This is a genomic window from Corallococcus sp. 4LFB (genome assembly GCF_046520365.1).
In the GTDB taxonomy this organism is placed as follows: Bacteria; Myxococcota; Myxococcia; order Myxococcales; family Myxococcaceae; genus Corallococcus; species Corallococcus caeni.
In genome coordinates, this window is sequence record NZ_JBKGHJ010000176.1 from 1 (window position 1) to 15,535 (window position 15,535).

At 72.0% G+C, this 15,535-nt stretch carries 17 protein-coding genes and 2 pseudogenes; 4 read left to right on the forward strand and 15 right to left on the reverse strand.

The window, feature by feature from the left end; genetic code table 11:
• The 3 genes and pseudogenes from ACLEQD_RS19890 to ACLEQD_RS19900 form a co-directional block, all read left to right on the forward strand.
• Nucleotides 1–187 (forward strand): hypothetical protein (locus ACLEQD_RS19890; protein ID WP_410385873.1); only part of this gene is annotated, 187 nt, incomplete at its 5' end.
• 485 nt (nt 188–672) lie between these two features.
• Nucleotides 673–2,036, forward strand: a pseudogene (locus ACLEQD_RS19895) (YhjD/YihY/BrkB family envelope integrity protein).
• A gap of 125 nt (nt 2,037–2,161) precedes the next feature.
• Nucleotides 2,162–2,512, forward strand: coding sequence for an HU family DNA-binding protein (locus ACLEQD_RS19900; protein WP_043321998.1), 351 nt, complete (start codon nt 2,162–2,164; stop codon nt 2,510–2,512).
• Nucleotides 2,513–2,515: 3 nt separating this feature from the next.
• Here ACLEQD_RS19900 and ACLEQD_RS19905 read toward each other — a convergent pair whose 3' ends face one another.
• From ACLEQD_RS19905 to ACLEQD_RS19955, 11 genes are all read right to left on the reverse strand, one after another.
• Entirely contained in the window at nt 2,516–4,591 is a 2,076-nt protein-coding gene (locus ACLEQD_RS19905; RefSeq protein WP_410385874.1) for a flagellar biosynthesis protein FlhA, read from the reverse strand.
• Entirely contained in the window at nt 4,591–5,637 is a 1,047-nt protein-coding gene (locus ACLEQD_RS19910; protein WP_410385875.1) for an EscU/YscU/HrcU family type III secretion system export apparatus switch protein, read from the reverse strand. The genes ACLEQD_RS19905 and ACLEQD_RS19910 overlap by 1 nt, the downstream gene beginning before the upstream one ends.
• Nucleotides 5,634–6,428, reverse strand: coding sequence for an EscT/YscT/HrcT family type III secretion system export apparatus protein (locus ACLEQD_RS19915; protein WP_410385876.1), 795 nt, complete (start codon nt 6,426–6,428; stop codon nt 5,634–5,636). The genes ACLEQD_RS19910 and ACLEQD_RS19915 overlap by 4 nt, the downstream gene beginning before the upstream one ends.
• A complete protein-coding gene (locus ACLEQD_RS19920) occupies nt 6,425–6,694 on the reverse strand; it encodes a flagellar biosynthetic protein FliQ (protein WP_171417147.1) in 270 nt (89 codons plus the stop codon). Before ACLEQD_RS19920 ends, ACLEQD_RS19915 begins: the two co-directional genes overlap by 4 nt.
• A gap of 4 nt (nt 6,695–6,698) precedes the next feature.
• Nucleotides 6,699–7,424 (reverse strand): type III secretion system export apparatus subunit SctR, encoded by a 726-nt coding sequence (sctR, locus tag ACLEQD_RS19925; protein ID WP_410385877.1) that lies wholly within the window; start codon nt 7,422–7,424, stop codon nt 6,699–6,701.
• Nucleotides 7,421–7,906, reverse strand: a complete 486-nt coding sequence (locus ACLEQD_RS19930; RefSeq protein WP_410385878.1) for a flagellar biosynthetic protein FliO — start codon at nt 7,904–7,906, stop codon at nt 7,421–7,423. The genes sctR and ACLEQD_RS19930 overlap by 4 nt, the downstream gene beginning before the upstream one ends.
• On the reverse strand, nt 7,903–9,054 hold the full coding sequence (sctQ, locus tag ACLEQD_RS19935) for a type III secretion system cytoplasmic ring protein SctQ (protein ID WP_410385879.1): 1,152 nt from the start codon (nt 9,052–9,054) through the stop codon (nt 7,903–7,905). The genes ACLEQD_RS19930 and sctQ overlap by 4 nt, the downstream gene beginning before the upstream one ends.
• Before the next feature lie 132 nt (nt 9,055–9,186).
• Nucleotides 9,187–9,666 (reverse strand): hypothetical protein, encoded by a 480-nt coding sequence (locus ACLEQD_RS19940; protein WP_410385880.1) that lies wholly within the window; start codon nt 9,664–9,666, stop codon nt 9,187–9,189.
• Nucleotides 9,667–9,673: 7 nt separating this feature from the next.
• Nucleotides 9,674–10,489 (reverse strand): flagellar M-ring protein FliF, encoded by an 816-nt coding sequence (locus tag ACLEQD_RS19945; protein ID WP_410385881.1) that lies wholly within the window; start codon nt 10,487–10,489, stop codon nt 9,674–9,676.
• A 15-nt stretch (nt 10,490–10,504) separates the two neighbouring features.
• Nucleotides 10,505–10,993 carry an ATP-dependent helicase HrpB gene (locus tag ACLEQD_RS19950; protein WP_410385882.1) on the reverse strand — a complete coding sequence of 163 codons (489 nt, stop codon included), beginning with the start codon at nt 10,991–10,993 and terminating at the stop codon, nt 10,505–10,507.
• A 12-nt stretch (nt 10,994–11,005) separates the two neighbouring features.
• Nucleotides 11,006–11,500 (reverse strand): hypothetical protein, encoded by a 495-nt coding sequence (locus tag ACLEQD_RS19955; RefSeq protein ID WP_410385883.1) that lies wholly within the window; start codon nt 11,498–11,500, stop codon nt 11,006–11,008.
• Nucleotides 11,501–11,727: 227 nt separating this feature from the next.
• Between ACLEQD_RS19955 and ACLEQD_RS19960 the strand changes: the two genes are divergently transcribed.
• Nucleotides 11,728–12,060 (forward strand): PilZ domain-containing protein, encoded by a 333-nt coding sequence (locus ACLEQD_RS19960; protein ID WP_410385884.1) that lies wholly within the window; start codon nt 11,728–11,730, stop codon nt 12,058–12,060.
• A gap of 17 nt (nt 12,061–12,077) precedes the next feature.
• Here ACLEQD_RS19960 and ACLEQD_RS19965 read toward each other — a convergent pair whose 3' ends face one another.
• From ACLEQD_RS19965 to ACLEQD_RS19980, 4 genes and pseudogenes are all read right to left on the reverse strand, one after another.
• Nucleotides 12,078–12,479: a response regulator gene (locus ACLEQD_RS19965; RefSeq protein WP_120523303.1), complete on the reverse strand. Its 402-nt coding sequence runs from the start codon at nt 12,477–12,479 to the stop codon at nt 12,078–12,080.
• 129 nt (nt 12,480–12,608) lie between these two features.
• Entirely contained in the window at nt 12,609–13,046 is a 438-nt protein-coding gene (locus ACLEQD_RS19970) for a hypothetical protein (RefSeq protein WP_410385885.1), read from the reverse strand.
• A 289-nt stretch (nt 13,047–13,335) separates the two neighbouring features.
• Entirely contained in the window at nt 13,336–15,213 is a 1,878-nt protein-coding gene (locus ACLEQD_RS19975; protein WP_410385886.1) for a BatD family protein, read from the reverse strand.
• Nucleotides 15,197–15,535: pseudogene (locus ACLEQD_RS19980) on the reverse strand (aerotolerance regulator BatC); the annotation flags it as partial. The gene ACLEQD_RS19975 and the pseudogene ACLEQD_RS19980, both read right to left, overlap by 17 nt.

Here is a 15,535-nt window from a genome sequence, read left to right on the forward strand (position 1 = left end):
GAACCGCGGTGGCGAGAACCGCGGCGGCGAGAACCGCGGCGGCGGCGAGCGCGGGGAGCGGTCCGAGCGCGGCGAGCGCGGTGGCGGTTCCGGCGGAGGCAACAACGGCGGCGGGGGTGGCAGCCCGCCTCCCGCGGCATCCGGCGGGGGCTCGTCCGAGTCGTCCGGCGGAGGCAGCGAAGCCTGAGCCCTTGATTCCGGTTCGTGAGTGACAGCGAAGGCCCGGTGGGTGCGAACCCCGCCGGGCCTTCTGCATTGGCCCCCGGTGACAGGCTGAACCGGCTCGCGCGTGGGTCCGTGAAGGAACGCGGAGCCGGAGTGGGTGCGTTCCGAGGGGTGTCCCTTCTCCCTGGAGACGCACCCGGGACTTCACGCTCGCCGGTCTCCCGCATGGTGACCAGCCAGGCGGGCGAGGGCGTGAATGGGGTGACAACGTCCGCTTCATCGGGGCGAGCGGGCTGGTTCCCTGGGGCCGAGTTTGGCTACGGTGGCACTTCCACACCGGGGGCGTCGTCCACCCCTGGGCCCCTCTGAATCGCCCGGGATGAACCGCTCGCCTCCGCGCCTTCGCACGCCCCTGGACTCCCGCGCCCTGGCCGCACCGGGCTGGAAGCACGCCAGGAGGGAGCCGTGAGGAGGGTCCGGAAGCGGTCCTGGCGCGTCCGGCGGCCCCTGGTCCGGGCACGGGCCTGGGCGCTCCAGACAGCGGCCCGCGTGTGGGCGCCCATCGGGGCCACGTCGGGAGCCGCTTCGCGGCGGACATCTTCTTCGCGGGGCGCACCGTGGCGCGCGGCTTCATGGGCGAGAACCTGCGCCTGCGCGCCGCCGCGCTCACGTACATCAGCATGTTCTCGCTGGTGCCGCTGCTGACCGTGGGCATCGTGCTGCTGCGCACGCTCCACCAGGAGCAGTTCCAGCGGAAGCTGCGCTTCGTCATCGCCGAGGTGCTGGCGCCGGGAGTCAGCGAGGAGTCCGCCGCCCTGCTCGACCGGTTCCTGCACCCGGGCGACTCCATCGCGGTGGGCAGCGTGGGCTTCCTCGCGGTGCTGCTGTCAGCGGGCTCGCTTCTGCGCCACATCGACGGCGCGGTGAACGAGCTGTGGGGCATCCGGCGCCAGCGCCCGTGGCTGACGCGCCTGTCCATCTACGCGGGGCTGCTGCTGCTGGGCCCCATCTTCCTGGCCATCTCGTTCTCGGGCACGGGCCGGGTCCGCGTGCTCCTGCAGACCTACGCGCCCTCGGCGCCGCTGTTCATCGCCGTGGGCACCACGCTCATCGCCATGGGCAGCCTGACGCTGCTCTACCTCTGGACGCCCTACGCCCACGTGCGCGTGCGCTCGGCGCTGGCGGGGGGACTGGTGGCGGGCCTGGGCTGGATGCTGGCGAAGCAGGTGTACGCCGAGTTCGCCGCGCGCAGCTTCCTCTACAACCCGCTCTACGCGTCGCTGGGCGCCCTGCCCCTGTTCCTCGCCTGGGTGTACGTGAGCTGGCTGGTGATGCTGTTCGGCGCCCGGCTGTCCTACGCGGTGGAGCACGTCTCCTTCCGCGGCTCCCTCTTCGCCTTCGGCAGCCACCCGCGCGCGCACGAGCTGGTGGGCGCACGCGTCGCCCAGGCCGTCACCCTGTGCTGGGTGGATGGGCTCACCCCCCCCCTGCCGCGCGAGCTGGCCACGCGGCTTCGCGTGCCGGAGTCGCTGGTTCACGAAGTGGTGGACCGGATGGTGGAAGCCCGCCTGCTGGAGCGCGCGCGACGGGGCGGCCTGCGCCCGGCGAAGGACCCCGCGGAGCTCACGCTCGCCGACCTCACGCTCGCGGTGCACGGGGTGATGATCACCGGCGGCCCCGAGACCTGGACGGGCCCCAAGGCCCCGGGCTTCGAACAGTTCGAGCCCCTGTTCCAGGCGGCCGACTGTGCCGGGGTCGACCTGCTGCGCCGCACCCGGTGGTTGGACCTCGTGACACCGCTGCGCCCGGGGCTGCTCGCCCCGCCCGCCCCCGAGGCCCCCAAGGCAGCGGTCGGTAGCGGAAATCCGTAACGTTTTTAGAGGGTTGGGAGCCCACCCGGCTTGCAAGGAGGAGGTGTTCTGTTATGTATTCGGGACTCGACAACGGGCCAGAGAGCCCTGTCACCAAGGGGTCACGGGGTTTGCGGGAGCGTCCGATGCTCAAGTCCGATCTGATCAACATCCTCGTCGCCAAACGAGGCGTGACCCAGAAGCAGGCGGAGGCGACCATCGAGACGATTTTCGAGTCGATGAAGGACGCCCTCTGCCGCGGGGAGAACATCGAGATTCGCGGGCTTGGCGCCTTCCACGTGAAGAACTACCAGGGCTACCAGGGCCGCAACCCGAAGACGGGCCAGGTCATCCCGGTGAAGCCCAAGCGCGGCCTGCTCTTCCGCACCGGCAAGGAGCTGCGCGACCGGGTCAACCGCCCCGCGCCGCTGCAGGCCCAGTCGGACCTGCCGCCCTCCTCCGAGTTCAAGGGCAGCAGCGGCACCGGCACCCTCTAGGTCTCACCGCCCCACGGCGACCGGCGCCAGCCGGCCGATGGGGCGAATCTGCAGATCCCCGTCCAGCTCGCCGTAGGTGAGCACCGCCACGTCCGGGAACGGGCCTTCGCACAGCTTGCGCAGCGGGCGGCGGATGTCCGGGGCCGTGAGCAGCACCGCCCGGCCCCCGTTGGCGATGTGCCGCACCCCTTCCAGAATCTCCATGATGCGCTCCGGATCCGGCGTGGGCCCCCGGGGGCCGCTGGCGCGCAGCACCTCCTCCACTTCCGGATCCACGAGGTACGCGTACAGCGGGCCCGTGGGCGCGAACTGGTGGCTCAGGTAGCGGTGCAGGGCCTGACGGCAGCGCTCGGCCAGGGCGGTGGCGTCCCCTTCGGTGGTGGGCGCCACGAGCGCCTCCAGGATGGCGCGCAGGTCGCGGATGCTCACCTGCTCCTGCACGAGCCGCCGCAGCACGTCCACCAGCAGCGGCAGCGGCACCTTCTGCAGCGCCTCCTTCACCAGCACGGGAGCCTGGGCCTCCAGCCCTTCCAGAAGCCCCTGCACCTCCTGGAGCCCCAGCAGCGCGGAGGCGCGCAGGCGCAGCACGGCCCGCAGGTGGTCCGCGATGAGCTCCGACGGCTTGCGCAGCGGCACCTGGGCCAGCTCCAGCCGGGAGCGGGCCCCCTCTCCCACGCGGCTGATGGGACGTCCGCTGGCGGGCTCCACGGCCGCCTCCGCCTGGACCTCCAGGAAGGCCAGCTCGCCGGGAGGGACGAGCGCGTACAGGACTCCAGGCTGCACCACGCCGCCACCGGCGGGCACTTCGTCCAGGAGGATGCGGTACTCGCCGGGCCCCAGGTAGGCGGCGTGGGTCCGCACCCGGATGCCGGGGATGCGCACGCCCAGCTCGAAGAACAGCTCGTCGCGCACGGCGTTCAGCACCGTGTGCACGAAGGCGCCTCCGTCGGCCTCCGCGAGCGGCGTGAGCTGCGCGGACAGGTCCAGCGTGAGGGGTGTCACCCCGACCGGCGCCTTCGCGCTTTCGGGAGGCTTGCCCGCGGCTCCGGCCGGCACCGCCGCCCCGGTGGAAGCCCCGTCCTTCGACTGCGCCTTCTCCGGCGCCTGTCCCTTGCGCCGCAGCGCATGACCGAGCCCTCCGAGGCCCGCCGCCAGGACGAGGAAGGTCAGGTGCGGCATGCCCGGCATCAAGGCCAGCGCGACGCACAGGCCCGCGACGGTGGCCAGCGTGCGGAAGTCACCGAACAACTGGGAGCCAATCTCCGTCCCGAGCGAGTCCTCCTCCTTCTCCGACGCCACCCGCGTGACGACGAGGCCCGCGGCCACCGCGATGCACAGGGAGGGCACCTGGGACACGAGCCCGTCACCAATGGCGATGAGGGCGAAGGTGGCGGCGGCCTCCGAGAAGGACTGGCCGTTCTGCAACACGCCGATGAGGGTACCGCCCAGCAGGTTCACCGCGACGATGACGAGGCCCGCGACGACGTCGCCCTTCACGAACTTCATCGCGCCGTCCATGGCGCCGAACATCTGGGACTCGCGCTCCAGGTCGCGCCGTCGCCGCCGGGCCACCGTCTGGTCGATGGCGCCCGCGCGCAGGTCCGCGTCGATGGACATCTGCTTGCCGGGCATCGCGTCCAGCGTGAAGCGGGCGGACACCTCCGCGACGCGCTCGGCGCCCTTGGTCACCACCAGCAACTGCACCAGCGTGAGGATGGCGAACACCACCGCGCCCACCACGTAGTCGCCTCGCACCACGAACTCGCCAAAGGCCTGGATGACCTCGCCCGCGTGGCCCTCCGAGAGCGCCAGCCGCGTGGACGACACGTTGAGCGACAGCCGGAACAGCGTGGTGAAGAGCAGCAACGTGGGGAACGACGTCACCCGCAGCGCGTCCTTCGCGTTCAGCGCCGCGACCAGCAGGGCCACCGCCGCGGCCAGGTTCACCGCGAGCCCCACGTCGAGGAGCCACGCCGGCAGCGGAATGATGAGCGCTCCCAGCACCGCGGCCATCGCCACCGCGAGCACGACGTCCGAGGACTGACGGGCCTTCAGCAAGACCTTCATGAGTGGGTGCATCACGTCTGTCTCCGTGGACGGTCGTCCGGCTCGTGAAGCTCCATCGCGGTCCGCAACACGACGGCCGCTGCCTGGTACAGCTCCTCGGGGATGGACTCTCCGACGTCGAAGTGGATGAGGCTGCGGGCCAGCGGCACGTCCCGGACCACGGGGATGCCCTGCTGGCGCGCCTCCTCCTTGAGCGCGAGCGCGTCCTGTTCGCGGCCCTTGGCCACGAGGTAGGGCGCGTCGCATTCGCCCGCGTCGTAGCGGAGCGCGACCGCGATGTGCGTGGGGTTGACGATCACGGCGGTGGCCTTTTGCACTCCACGTGCCGGACCGCCCTGCGCCAGTTGGCGATGCAGGGCCTTCCGCTGCCCCTTGTGGCGCGGGTCGCCCTCGCTCTCCTTGTGCTCCCGCTTGATTTCCTCGCGGGTCATCATCAGCTCGCGCCGATGCCTGCGCCGGGCGAGCGCGTAGTCCACGGCGCCGCACCCCAGCACCACCCACGCCAGTCGCGTCACCAGCGCCGCCAGCCGGCCGACCAGGAACTCCAGTCCCCGGGTGCCATCGAGCCACGCGGCCCGCAGGGCATCAGGGCCGACCGTCTCCACTTCATCCCAGACGATGAGGGCCAGCAGCGCCGCCACGAGCAGCGCCTTGCCCATCTCCACCAGTGGCCGGACGCTGAAGAGGCGTTTAAGGCCCGCGGCGGGATTGATCCGCTCGAGCTTCGGCGCGGCATGGCGCGCGTCCAGCTCGAAGCCCACGGTGGCCACGGAGACCACCAGCGAGGCCGTGAGGGCCCCGCCCAACGCGGGGCCGCACAGCCGCGCGGCGACCCAGGCACCCTCTTCCCAGGCACCCGCGAGGGTCTGCTCCAGCATCAACCGCGCGGTCCAGTCCCTCAGCCGCGCGAAGCCTTCGGGTGCGAACGCGATGAAGCCCAACAGTCCGCCCAGCGTCGTCGCGCTGGAGGACAACATCCGGCTGCGAGGAAGCTGGCCTTTGCGCCGCGCCTCCCGCAGCCGCTTCGCGGTGGGCTGCTCCGTCTTCTCTCCGCTCATCGCGAGACCTCGCACAGCAGCGCCAGCGCACCCTCGGTCGAAGCCACGCCCGCGAGCAGCCGCTCACACAACAGTCCCACGCCCAGCCAAAGCAACGCGCCGCCCCCGAGGATGCGCAGGGGGGCGCCCAGCTCCTGGAGGTTCACCTGTGCCGCGGCCCGGGAGGCCAGGCCCAGGAAGCAATCCACCGCGAGCGACGCGGCGGCCACCGGGGCCCCCACCGCGAGCCCCGTGGCCATGGCGCCGCCCACCATCACCACCACGTGCAGGGTGGCTGCTTCCGTGGGCACGAAGGCCCCCAGCCGAACCACCCCGAAGCCTCGCAGCAGGGCCGAGATGACCACCGGGAACAGCGCTCCCGACACCACCCTGGCCACCAGCAGATGGTAGAGCGCGTCTCCCGTGGCGGACTCGCGGCTTCCTGCCAGCGGCAGGCTCGCCTCCGCGGAGGTCCCCCGGAACAGGTCGATGAGGCGGCCCCCCATCCTCGCCGCATCGAAGGGCAGCGCGGACACGAGCCCCACGGAGACACCGTAGGCCAGCTCGCGCACCACGAGTGCCGCCATCACCACCGGCGTCTCCACCGTGCCGCTGAACTCCACGCCCGCTTCGACGTGCAGGAAGAGCGACAGCGCGAACACCAGGCCCAGGCGGACCGTCGTGGGCGCGGCCTGGCCTCCCAGCAACGGGCAGAGGAACGCGATGGGCACGAGCCGGGCCGCGCACAGCGCCACCGCGACAACGTGCGGCCCCAGGAGGATGAACTGTTCACCCAGTGCCTCCGGGTTCACAGCGCCACCTCCGCGATGAGCATGAGGACCTGCTGGGTGAAGCGCGTGAGCTGACCGGCGATCCACGGGCCCGCGAGCACCAGGGACAGCACCGCCGCGCACAACTTGGGCACCACCGACAGCGTGCTCTCCTGCAACTGCGTCGTCGCCTGGAAGAGGCTCATGAAGAAGCCCACGAGCAGGCTCGCGCCAATGGGTGGCAACGAGGCGACCACCATCAACAGCAGGGCTTCACGCCCCAGGGTGAGCAGGACGTCCTGGGTCACTGCGTCACCGGTAGCCGAGGATGAGGCCCCGCGCGAGCAGGGCCCAACCATCCACGGCGACGAAGAGGAGGATCTTGAAGGGCAGGCTCACCTGCCCCGGCGACAGCGTCTGCATGCCCAGCGCGAGCAACACGTTGGCGATGACCATGTCGAGCACCAGGAAGGGCAGGAAGACGATGAAGCCAATCTGGAAGGCCTCCTTCAGCTCGGTGATGACGAAGGCCGGGATGACGACGAACAGGTCCGTCTCATGCACCTGCTCCGCCTCCTCCGGAGGACGCAGCTCGCGGGCCAGGTCCACGAAGCGGGCCCGTTCCTCGGGGCTGCCGTGCTTCGTGAGGAAGCCGCGCAGGGGCTCCGTCACCTGCCTCGCGGCGGAGAGGACCTGCGCTCCGGAGTGCACCTCGTCGTACGCCGCCTGCCCCGCGTCGTACATGCGCTCCATCACCGGCGCCATGATGTGCCCCGTCAGCACCACCGCGAGCCCCGTCAGCACCAGCGTGGGCGGAGCCTGCTGCGTGCCCATCGCCGAGCGGGCCAGGGAGAGCACCACGGCGATCTTCGAGAAGCTCGTCAGCATCAGCACCGCGAACGGCAACAGCGACAGGAGCGCGAGCATCCCCATCATCGCCAGGGGGCTGCCAGCATAGGAGGCCTGCGCCAGGGAGGGCTCCGCGGCGGACGCGATCGCGGGAACGAACACACCGCATCCCAATCCGAGGGCCTTCATCCCCCACCCCGCTTCCGGGACGCGCCACACGCGACCTGGGGCTGTCGCGCACGGGGAAAGAGCACCGTCGGCTCCAGGTCCACCCGAGGCGTCACCGTGGCCCTGGGCATGGCCCCGGGCAGGACCGCCATGGCGCGGGTCTCATGGATCTCCGCGAAGGTGTCGCCGTAGGCCACGAGGTAGCGCCGCCCCTCCGCCTCCACGAGCGCGAGGCCGCAGCGCTGCGAAAGCCCCGTCCGGGAGACGATGCTCAGGGGCGCCGGAGCGGAGGCATCGCCACTCCCCGCCGAGCCTCCCTTGCGGAGCAACACCCAGCCCAGCCCGGCCAGAGCCATCGAGCCGACGAGCAGGCGCGAGGTGCCCACCAGCGACAGCCCTCCCAGGGGCGCGAGCGTCGCCAACCCGACCAGCAGGGCCGACGCGAGCAGCAGCCGGCCGCGGGGAGAGAAGGAGGACAGCAACGTGTTCACCGGTGCGCTCACGGCAGCAACGCCAGGATGCGGGCGCCCACTTCGCCTTCGATCTCCACCAACTCCGCACGCGCGACCACGCGGTCGCCCACGCGCAGCAGCACGGGGCTGCTCGCATTCACGTGCAGGGGCAGCAACGTCCCCGGCTTCAGCGCCGCCAGCTCCGACAAGGGCAACAGCAACCGCGTCAGCTCGATCTCCACATCCACCGGGAGCGGAGGCATCGCCTCGCTCCGCTTGTTCGTCGCCATGTCCGACTCCTGTCGGGCCGCGTGCGAGTGCACGCTCCCTGTCGAAAAACCGTCCGCGAGAAACTCGCCCCGGAGCGCGAAGCCCCGGGTGATCAGCTGTCCCCTTCCCTCCACGCGGCCGTCGCGGAGCCGCACGCCCTCGAAGAGCACGACGTCTCCCGCGGCCAGCGCGTCCACCGCCGAGGCCTGCAACGGACTGCGTCCCACGAGGCAGCGCGCGGGCACCGAGGCCGCCAGCACCTGGGGCGCGAGCGCGCCTCCTGGCTCCGTGGGCAGCTCCTGAAACGCGGTCTGCAAGGCACGGGCGGGCAGGAGCACCCGGCCTCCCACCGTCGCCCCCTCCACCGTTGCCGTCAGCAACACCGCCACATAGGGCTGTCTCGGGTCGACTCGCGTCAGCACGTCACCGCGCCGCATCGACACCGCGGACAGACGAGGCCCCAGCCGCCGCACCCATTCGTCCTGCCCGCGCATCGCGGCCAGGGCGGACAGCAGCAGGTACACCAGCGTGGACTCCTCCAATCGCGTCAGCTCCGCCACGGGAGCCGGCCGCAGTCCCGTCCCCGCCAGCCTCGCCAGCGCCGCGAAGACCCAGGGCACCTCCAGCTCCACGATGGCGGTGCCCCCCACCGCCGACAGCTCCACCAGCGCGAACACCATTCCCACCGCCAGCTCGCGCTCCGGCTGGACCGCCGCCGGCACCAGGTGCCCCTCCACCTTGACCGCCGCGCCCAGGTCCCGCGACAGCGCCGCGCCCACGTCACGCAGGAGCTCCGCGCCCCACCGCCCCACCTGGGGCCGCTGTCCCAGCAGCAGGTGCGCACGCGTCAGCCGGCGTGCCCCCGGGCGGAAAGGCCGCGTGGGCTTCTTCGCGGCGCTGTGGGCTCTGACTGGATTCGTCGTTTGCATCCGGAACTCCGAGGCGGCGATAGACACACGTCCCCTGTGCATGGCCGTGGCCAGGGAGACGGCCCGTGGAATCAAGGTGTTGGCGGGAGGTAGAGGTCCGTCGTCGGGATGGCGCTCCACGCCCAAGGACGCTCAGCGCAGGGCTTCGCGGATGCGCCGCTCCGCCAGGGCAGTCAGGACCGGTGCGGCCTCCGACCGCGAGGTGCTCACCTCCCATTGGGGGAACCGGCTCCGGTGGTACGGAGGCAGCCCGCGTAGGGCTTCCTGGCGCAAGGCTTCGGGAGCCGCCTCCAGGAAGAGGGCCAACCGGCTCGCGGCGTCCGTCCGCTCGCCGAACTCCACCGACACCTTGGCCTGTCGCTGTGCGGAGGGCATGTCAGCGAAGCGCTCCAGATGGCGCAGCGCCCGTCCCGCCTCCGCGTCCACCAGGCCGCCCAGCAGCTCCGCGGCACGCTCCCGCGCCAGGACACAGACGACCAGCGCGATGCGCTCCAGGGGCAGGGACAGCGCGGGCAGCGTGACGTCCGCCACCGTGGCTTGGGGTGCTTCCTTGCGCGATGGCAGGAGCTTCCGGGCCATGCGCATCGCCCGTCCCACGCGGGTGGCTTCCATGGCGTGCTCAGGCCAGCTTGCGCGTGGAGCCCGGTGTCACCACCGGCCGCGCGGGCGTGGGCGGAGCCGGCGGCACCGCGGGAGGCCGCTCCGCCAGGGCCTGGAAGTGCCTCCAGCGCAGCGTCGTCCAGACGAGCGCGCCGGACAGCCCCGTCACCAGCACCCCCAGCAGGGCGAGCACCACCCGCAGCCGCAGCGGCACGGGTCCCCCCTTCGGAGAGGGCGCCTCCACGTGCGTCGTCACCTCATCCACCAGCAACGACACCGCCTCCGGTGACAGCCCTTCCACGCCCCCCGCGATGAGCTCGCGCAGCGTGTCCGCCGACTTGCGCACGCGCGCCGCGCCGCCGGGTGCCGCGCGCAGCATGGCCGAGGCCTTCGATGGCGTCGGGGCCTGACCGGGCCTCGGGGGAGGTGGGACCACCAGGTGAACCCGCGCCAGCAGCACGCCGTCCACCGTCTGGAGCGTCTTCTCCAGCTCGCGCTCCATCCCCCGGACGCGGCAGACCTGCTCCTCCAGCGGCGAGCGGACGAGCCCGCTCCCGCCGAACACGTCGCAGCCCGTCTCCGCGGCGAGCCGGGGCAGTCCCAGCTCCGCCAGGATGCGCACGGCGTCCGAGGACCGCGCGTCCGACACCTCGATGGCCCAGGTGGGCTTCTTGCCCGGCTCGGGCACCTTGCGCGCGTCGAGCCCCCGCTCGACGAGCACCGTCTGCAGTTCGTTGGCCTGACGCTCGTCGAGGCCGTGCTGGATGCGCTCCCGGCACGCGGAGGCGCCCAGGAGCAGGAGGAGACAGAGACAACGAAGGGGAGCGGAACGCATGGAAGAAAGAACTCCTCACACCTGGGTCTGGAGGACCTGCTTGACGCCGCCGGTGGCCTTCTCGACGACCTTGCCGGCGAGATCGAGCTCCTGGCTGGCGCGGTAGACGTGGGCCTGGAGCGCGAGCAACTCCGAGGGACTGAACGTGCGGCCGGACTCGGCGAGCTTCAGGATGTGGTCCAGCCGCTGCTGCGCCTGTCCCACCCGGTCCAGCACCTCCACCGCCTGCTGACTCCGCGCCGCCTGGACCGAATCCACGCGCGCTCCCGGCTTCACCTCCGCGCAGCCCGCCTTCGCCCGCTCCACGCCGTCCGCCCGCGCCGTGCCGGCGGTGGCCTCGGTGGGCGTCCGCGCCGGCTTCGGCGGCCCCTCCGTCGTCACCGGCACCGGGCGCGACGCGGGCTCGCGCACGCCCTCCAGCACCTTGCCGAAGGTCTCCCTGCCGGACTCCACCGCGGGCGAAGGGCCCGCTCCGCCCACGGCTCCCAACTTGTCGATGGCCATCGCGAACGCGCCTCAGCGGATGTTGTTGATGGCGGCCTTCGCCGAGTCGTGGCGGACCTTCATGATGTTGGAGATGGCGTTGTGCTCGCGGCTCTCCTTCTGCATCGCGTTCTGGAGCGAGAGGTAGGCCATGTTGAACTTCTGGCCGTCCGCGGCCATCAGCTTCTGCGCCTCCAGCAGGTCCCACGCGTCCCCCTGCCCCGTCGTCGCGGCGCCTGTCCCGGCCGTCGTCCCCGCGCTCGAGCGCGCCGACATCGCGGAGGCACCTCCCGTCGCGGAGACCGACGACACCGCTTCGGCCGGCACCGCCGCGGACACCGTGCCGGCCAGCGTGGACACCACCGCGCTGGAGATGGCGCCCGACGGCAGCATGCCGCCCACCAGCCCCGCGCCCGTGCGCACCACCTCGCGCGCCGCTCGCGCCAGCGTGGGGCCGAACTCCGTCTTCGGCGTCTGGCGCTCAATGGAGGGGGCGATGCTCAACGACGGGATGCGACGGTCTTCCAAGGGGTGCCTCCGGCAGGGATTCGCCGGGGCTGCCTTCCACCGTCCGTGCCAGGACCCAACCCCTTGAAACGACAGGGGCGCGCTCCGCCGCAGCCGCGTCAGGCGTCTCGGGCGCGCTCGCGCCGGGTCCACGACGCGGGACGGCGAGGCAAAACCCGAAAACTTGCCTCCGCGCCAACCTGCATCACAGTTGTCGCGTCCTGTCGCACTTGAAGGTGAACACGCCGATGATGACCCCCTCCAACGGCCCCCGTCCGAGCGAGCGCGAGCGCTACCACCCGCGCGTCGAAGCGCGTCTCCAGGTGAAGGTGCTCCTGTCCGGCCGCACCGTGACGGCGCAGGCGCGCGACATCTCCATGAACGGCCTGTTCCTCCAGGCGCACCCGGCGGACTCGCAGCGCGCGCTCACCATCGCCCTGCCGCTGCCGGGCGACCGCGAGCTCGTCACCATGTGCACCATCCGCCGCAGGGAGGTGGACGGCGTCGCGCTGGAGTTCGGCGAGCTGGACTGGGACGACCTCATCGCCCTGGCCCGCTTCCTCCATCCGCACCTGCCGTAAGGCCTTCCGGTGGAGCGTCAGTCCGCGGCCGTGCGGGCCGTGCGCAGGCGCTCCACCAGGTCCATCAGCTCCGCGCCGCGGAAGGGCTTGTGGATGTAGCCGTCCGCGCCCGCCTGCGTCGCGCTCTCCACGTCCGCCTTCTTCGCCTTCGCGGTGAGCATGTAGAGCGGCACCTTCGCGGTGACGGGGTCGCTCTTCAGGATGCGGCACACGGAGACGCCGTCCAGCTGCGGCAGCACCACGTCCATCAGGATGAGGTGGAAGGTGCGGTCGCGGGCCAGCTTCAGGCCCTCGATGCCGTTGGCCGCGCACACCACGTCCACCGCGCCGTCGCTCAACATGGAGCGCACCAGCTCGCGGATGACGGGCTCGTCCTCGACGAGGAGGATGTGGAAGGGTGCCTGCGCGTTGCCAGCCATGGTTCCTCGGGGCCCCTCGTAGGCTATTGCCCTGGCGACGTCCAGCGAAGCGACGCCTCCCGGCAGCCCCTCTGTACGAAAGCGGTCCACCGCCGGTTTTCCCGCGGGCAGGGGTCGCTCCGGCCCCGCCTAGATTTCGGCGACGCCGTCGCGCTCGGCCCAGCCCTCCAGGCCGTTGGGCAGGCGGATGCGCACGTACTTCCCCGTCTCCTCCAGCAGCTGCACCTTCAGGCCGGCGTGCACCTCGAAGAGGGAGCGTCCTTCCGAGCGGGGCAGCTCCCGCGCCACCAGCGTGGGCGACAGCACGACGGCCTCATGCACGTTCTGGTGCACCCAGATGTGCGCCGCCAGGAGCATCGCCGCCGGCACCGCCGCCGTGAGGCAGAGGCCCGCGACCACCGCGACCGCCGTGCGCCGCAGCGCGGGGAACAGGCGCCGGAAGAGCAGCAGCGCGAAGCCCACCAGCCACGCGACGAAGAAGACCCAGGCCACCGCCGCGCCGTCCGTGGCCGCCGCCAGCCGGGGGAGGAAGGCCTCGTCCGCGGCGGCGCCCACCACCTTGTCCACCTGCCGCGCCCGCGCCAGGGCCAGGTTGGCCTCCAGGTCCGCGGCGCGTCCCCCTGCTTCCGGGCCTGCTCCAGCGCGCCAGCACCGCGCGGCCCAGGTCGCCCCGGGCCACGGTGGGTGGTGCCCAGGTTGTAGAGCACCGTCCGGCCCGCCGAAGCCGTGGGCGATGAGCTTCTCGTAGTGGGCCTGGCGCCGGTGGCGTAGTCCTCGCGCCCGTACGCGTCGTTGGCCTGCTGGAAGACGGCCTCCGCTTCCTCGGCGGTGTAGTAGCCCTGCGTCGCCGCGTCGCTCATCTGGCCCAGCCTTCCATCACCGCCGCCGCGGTCGCCAGCACCTTGCGCCGCTCGCCCGGCTCCACGCCGCCGCCGTAGCGGCCCAGGTCGCACGCCTCCAGCACGAAGAGCACGCGCGCGCGCCGCTCCGCGTCCACGCCCGCCGCCGCCAGCTTCTCTCCAAGCGCCTCGCGCGTCAGCCCCGTCACGGGGAAGCCGAGCTGCGCCTCCAGGAAGCCCACCATCGCCTTCTCCACCTCCACGTAGAAGGCCCCCGCGTCCGCGCCCGCCTTGAGCTTCTCCGCCTCCGCCAGCCGCTTGCGCGCGGCCTTCGCCTGCTGACGGCCCCGGCCCGCCTCGGAGCGGGTGGCCAGCCGGCCGCGCAGGCCGCCGATGAACGCCACGCCCGCGAGCAGGCCCAGCGGGGCCAGCACGCCCGCGATGAAGAAGGGCCGCATCCACACGGGCTGCGACGGCCCCACGAACCGGGCCTGGGCGCGCACCGGGCGCAGCCCGCCCGTGGTGAGCACGTTCTTCTGCTCGTTGGCCGCGTCCGCCACCTGCGAGGGCGTCATCGCCGACGGCAGCGAGGACACGCCGCCCGCTCCCGCCTCCACGGTGATGGTGACGGGGTCCGTGCGCGCCGTCTCGTACTGGCGCCGCGACGGATCAAAGTAGGGGAAGCGCAGCTCCGGCAGCGTGAAGGTGCCCGTGCGCTGCGGCATCACCAGGTACTCCACCACGCGGCGGCCCTGGATGCGGTTGCGGTTGGACGCGAGCCGGTCCGTCGTCGTCGGCTCGTAGATTTTCAGCGCGGCCGGGCCGGTGAGCTTCGGCGGGGTGACGTTCTTCACGTTGCCCTGCCCCTCCAGGATGACCTTCACCGTGATGGGCTGCCCCAGCTCCACGCGCGTCTGCGACACGTCCAGCGACATGCGCCACGAACCCACGTTCGCGTTGGACATGTTCGGCGGCGCACCGGGCGGCAGCGGCCGCACCTTCACCTTCAGGCCATTGGAGACGCGGTGCACGCGGTGGCCCGCGAAGAGGAAGCCCGTGGTGATGTCCGCTTCCGCGGGGGTGATGAGCAGCGTGCCGGACTTCACCGGGAACAGCGCGCGGCGGCGCAGCAGGTAGGCGCGATACGGGATGCCATCCACCACCTTCTGCTCGCCCGTGAGCTGCGTGGGGCTCTCCACCTCCTCCGTCCAGAAGCCCTCCAGCTTGGGCATCGTCACCGCGTCCACGCTGGACAGGTCCACGCGCGAGTAGATGTAGAGCGACAGCGTGGCCTGCTCGCCCACGTAGAGGTCGTCCCGGTCCAGGCTCGCGCGCAGGAACAGGTCCGAGTCCCCGCGCGGAATCACCGGCTCGTCGTCGTTGAGGTCCGAGTCGTCCCCGAACGGATCCGGCATGTTGCGGAAGTTGCGGAACGGATCCGGCAACGGGTTGCGGCCCCCCTGCTGCGCTTGAGGTGCGCCGCCCGCGTGGCCTTCGCGCACGGTGAGCTGCACGGCGTCCGTGCGGTACGTGCGGCCGCCCGCGGTCAGCGTCGAGGGCGGGAGGGTGAGCTTGCCCGCGCGCAGCGGGCGCATGAGCAGCTCGTGGCGGGTGATGTCCTGGATCACGGCGGGGCCGCCGCCGGACAGCGAGATGGAGCGCTGGCTGCCGCGCGACGAGGAGAGCACCTCGAAGTCGTTGGACTCGGGCAGGCGCACCTGGGCGTTGGACGGCGCGTCCACCACCACCACGGTGAGCTTGAAGGTGTCGTCGGTGCCCACCTCGGTGCGGTCCACCGTCTGGTAGAACTCGATGTCCGCCGCCCACGCCGGCGCCGTGGCCAGGAGGGCGAGCACGGCGAGCAGCGCCGTGCGCCCGCTACCAGTCCTTCTCATTGGGCTTCCTCTGCTTCTTCTTCTGCTGGAAACGCCAGAGCTGGAGATTCTTCTCGTTCTGCTTCATCGCATCCAGCAGCCGCTCGGCTTCCTGCCGGTCGACGTCGCCCGGCGAACTTCCGCCGTCGCGCGGGTTCGACTCCGTCTCCTCTTCACCCTCGCTGCCGCCGTCAACACCGCCGTCGCGCGAGTCGCCCTCGCCCTCGTCCTGGCCTCCGTCGGCGCCGCCGTCCGCGCCGCCGTCGCCCTTCTGGTTCGGATCCTGCTGCCCGCCGTCCGAGCCGCCATCCGCCCCACCATCACCGGGCCCGGCGTCACCGCC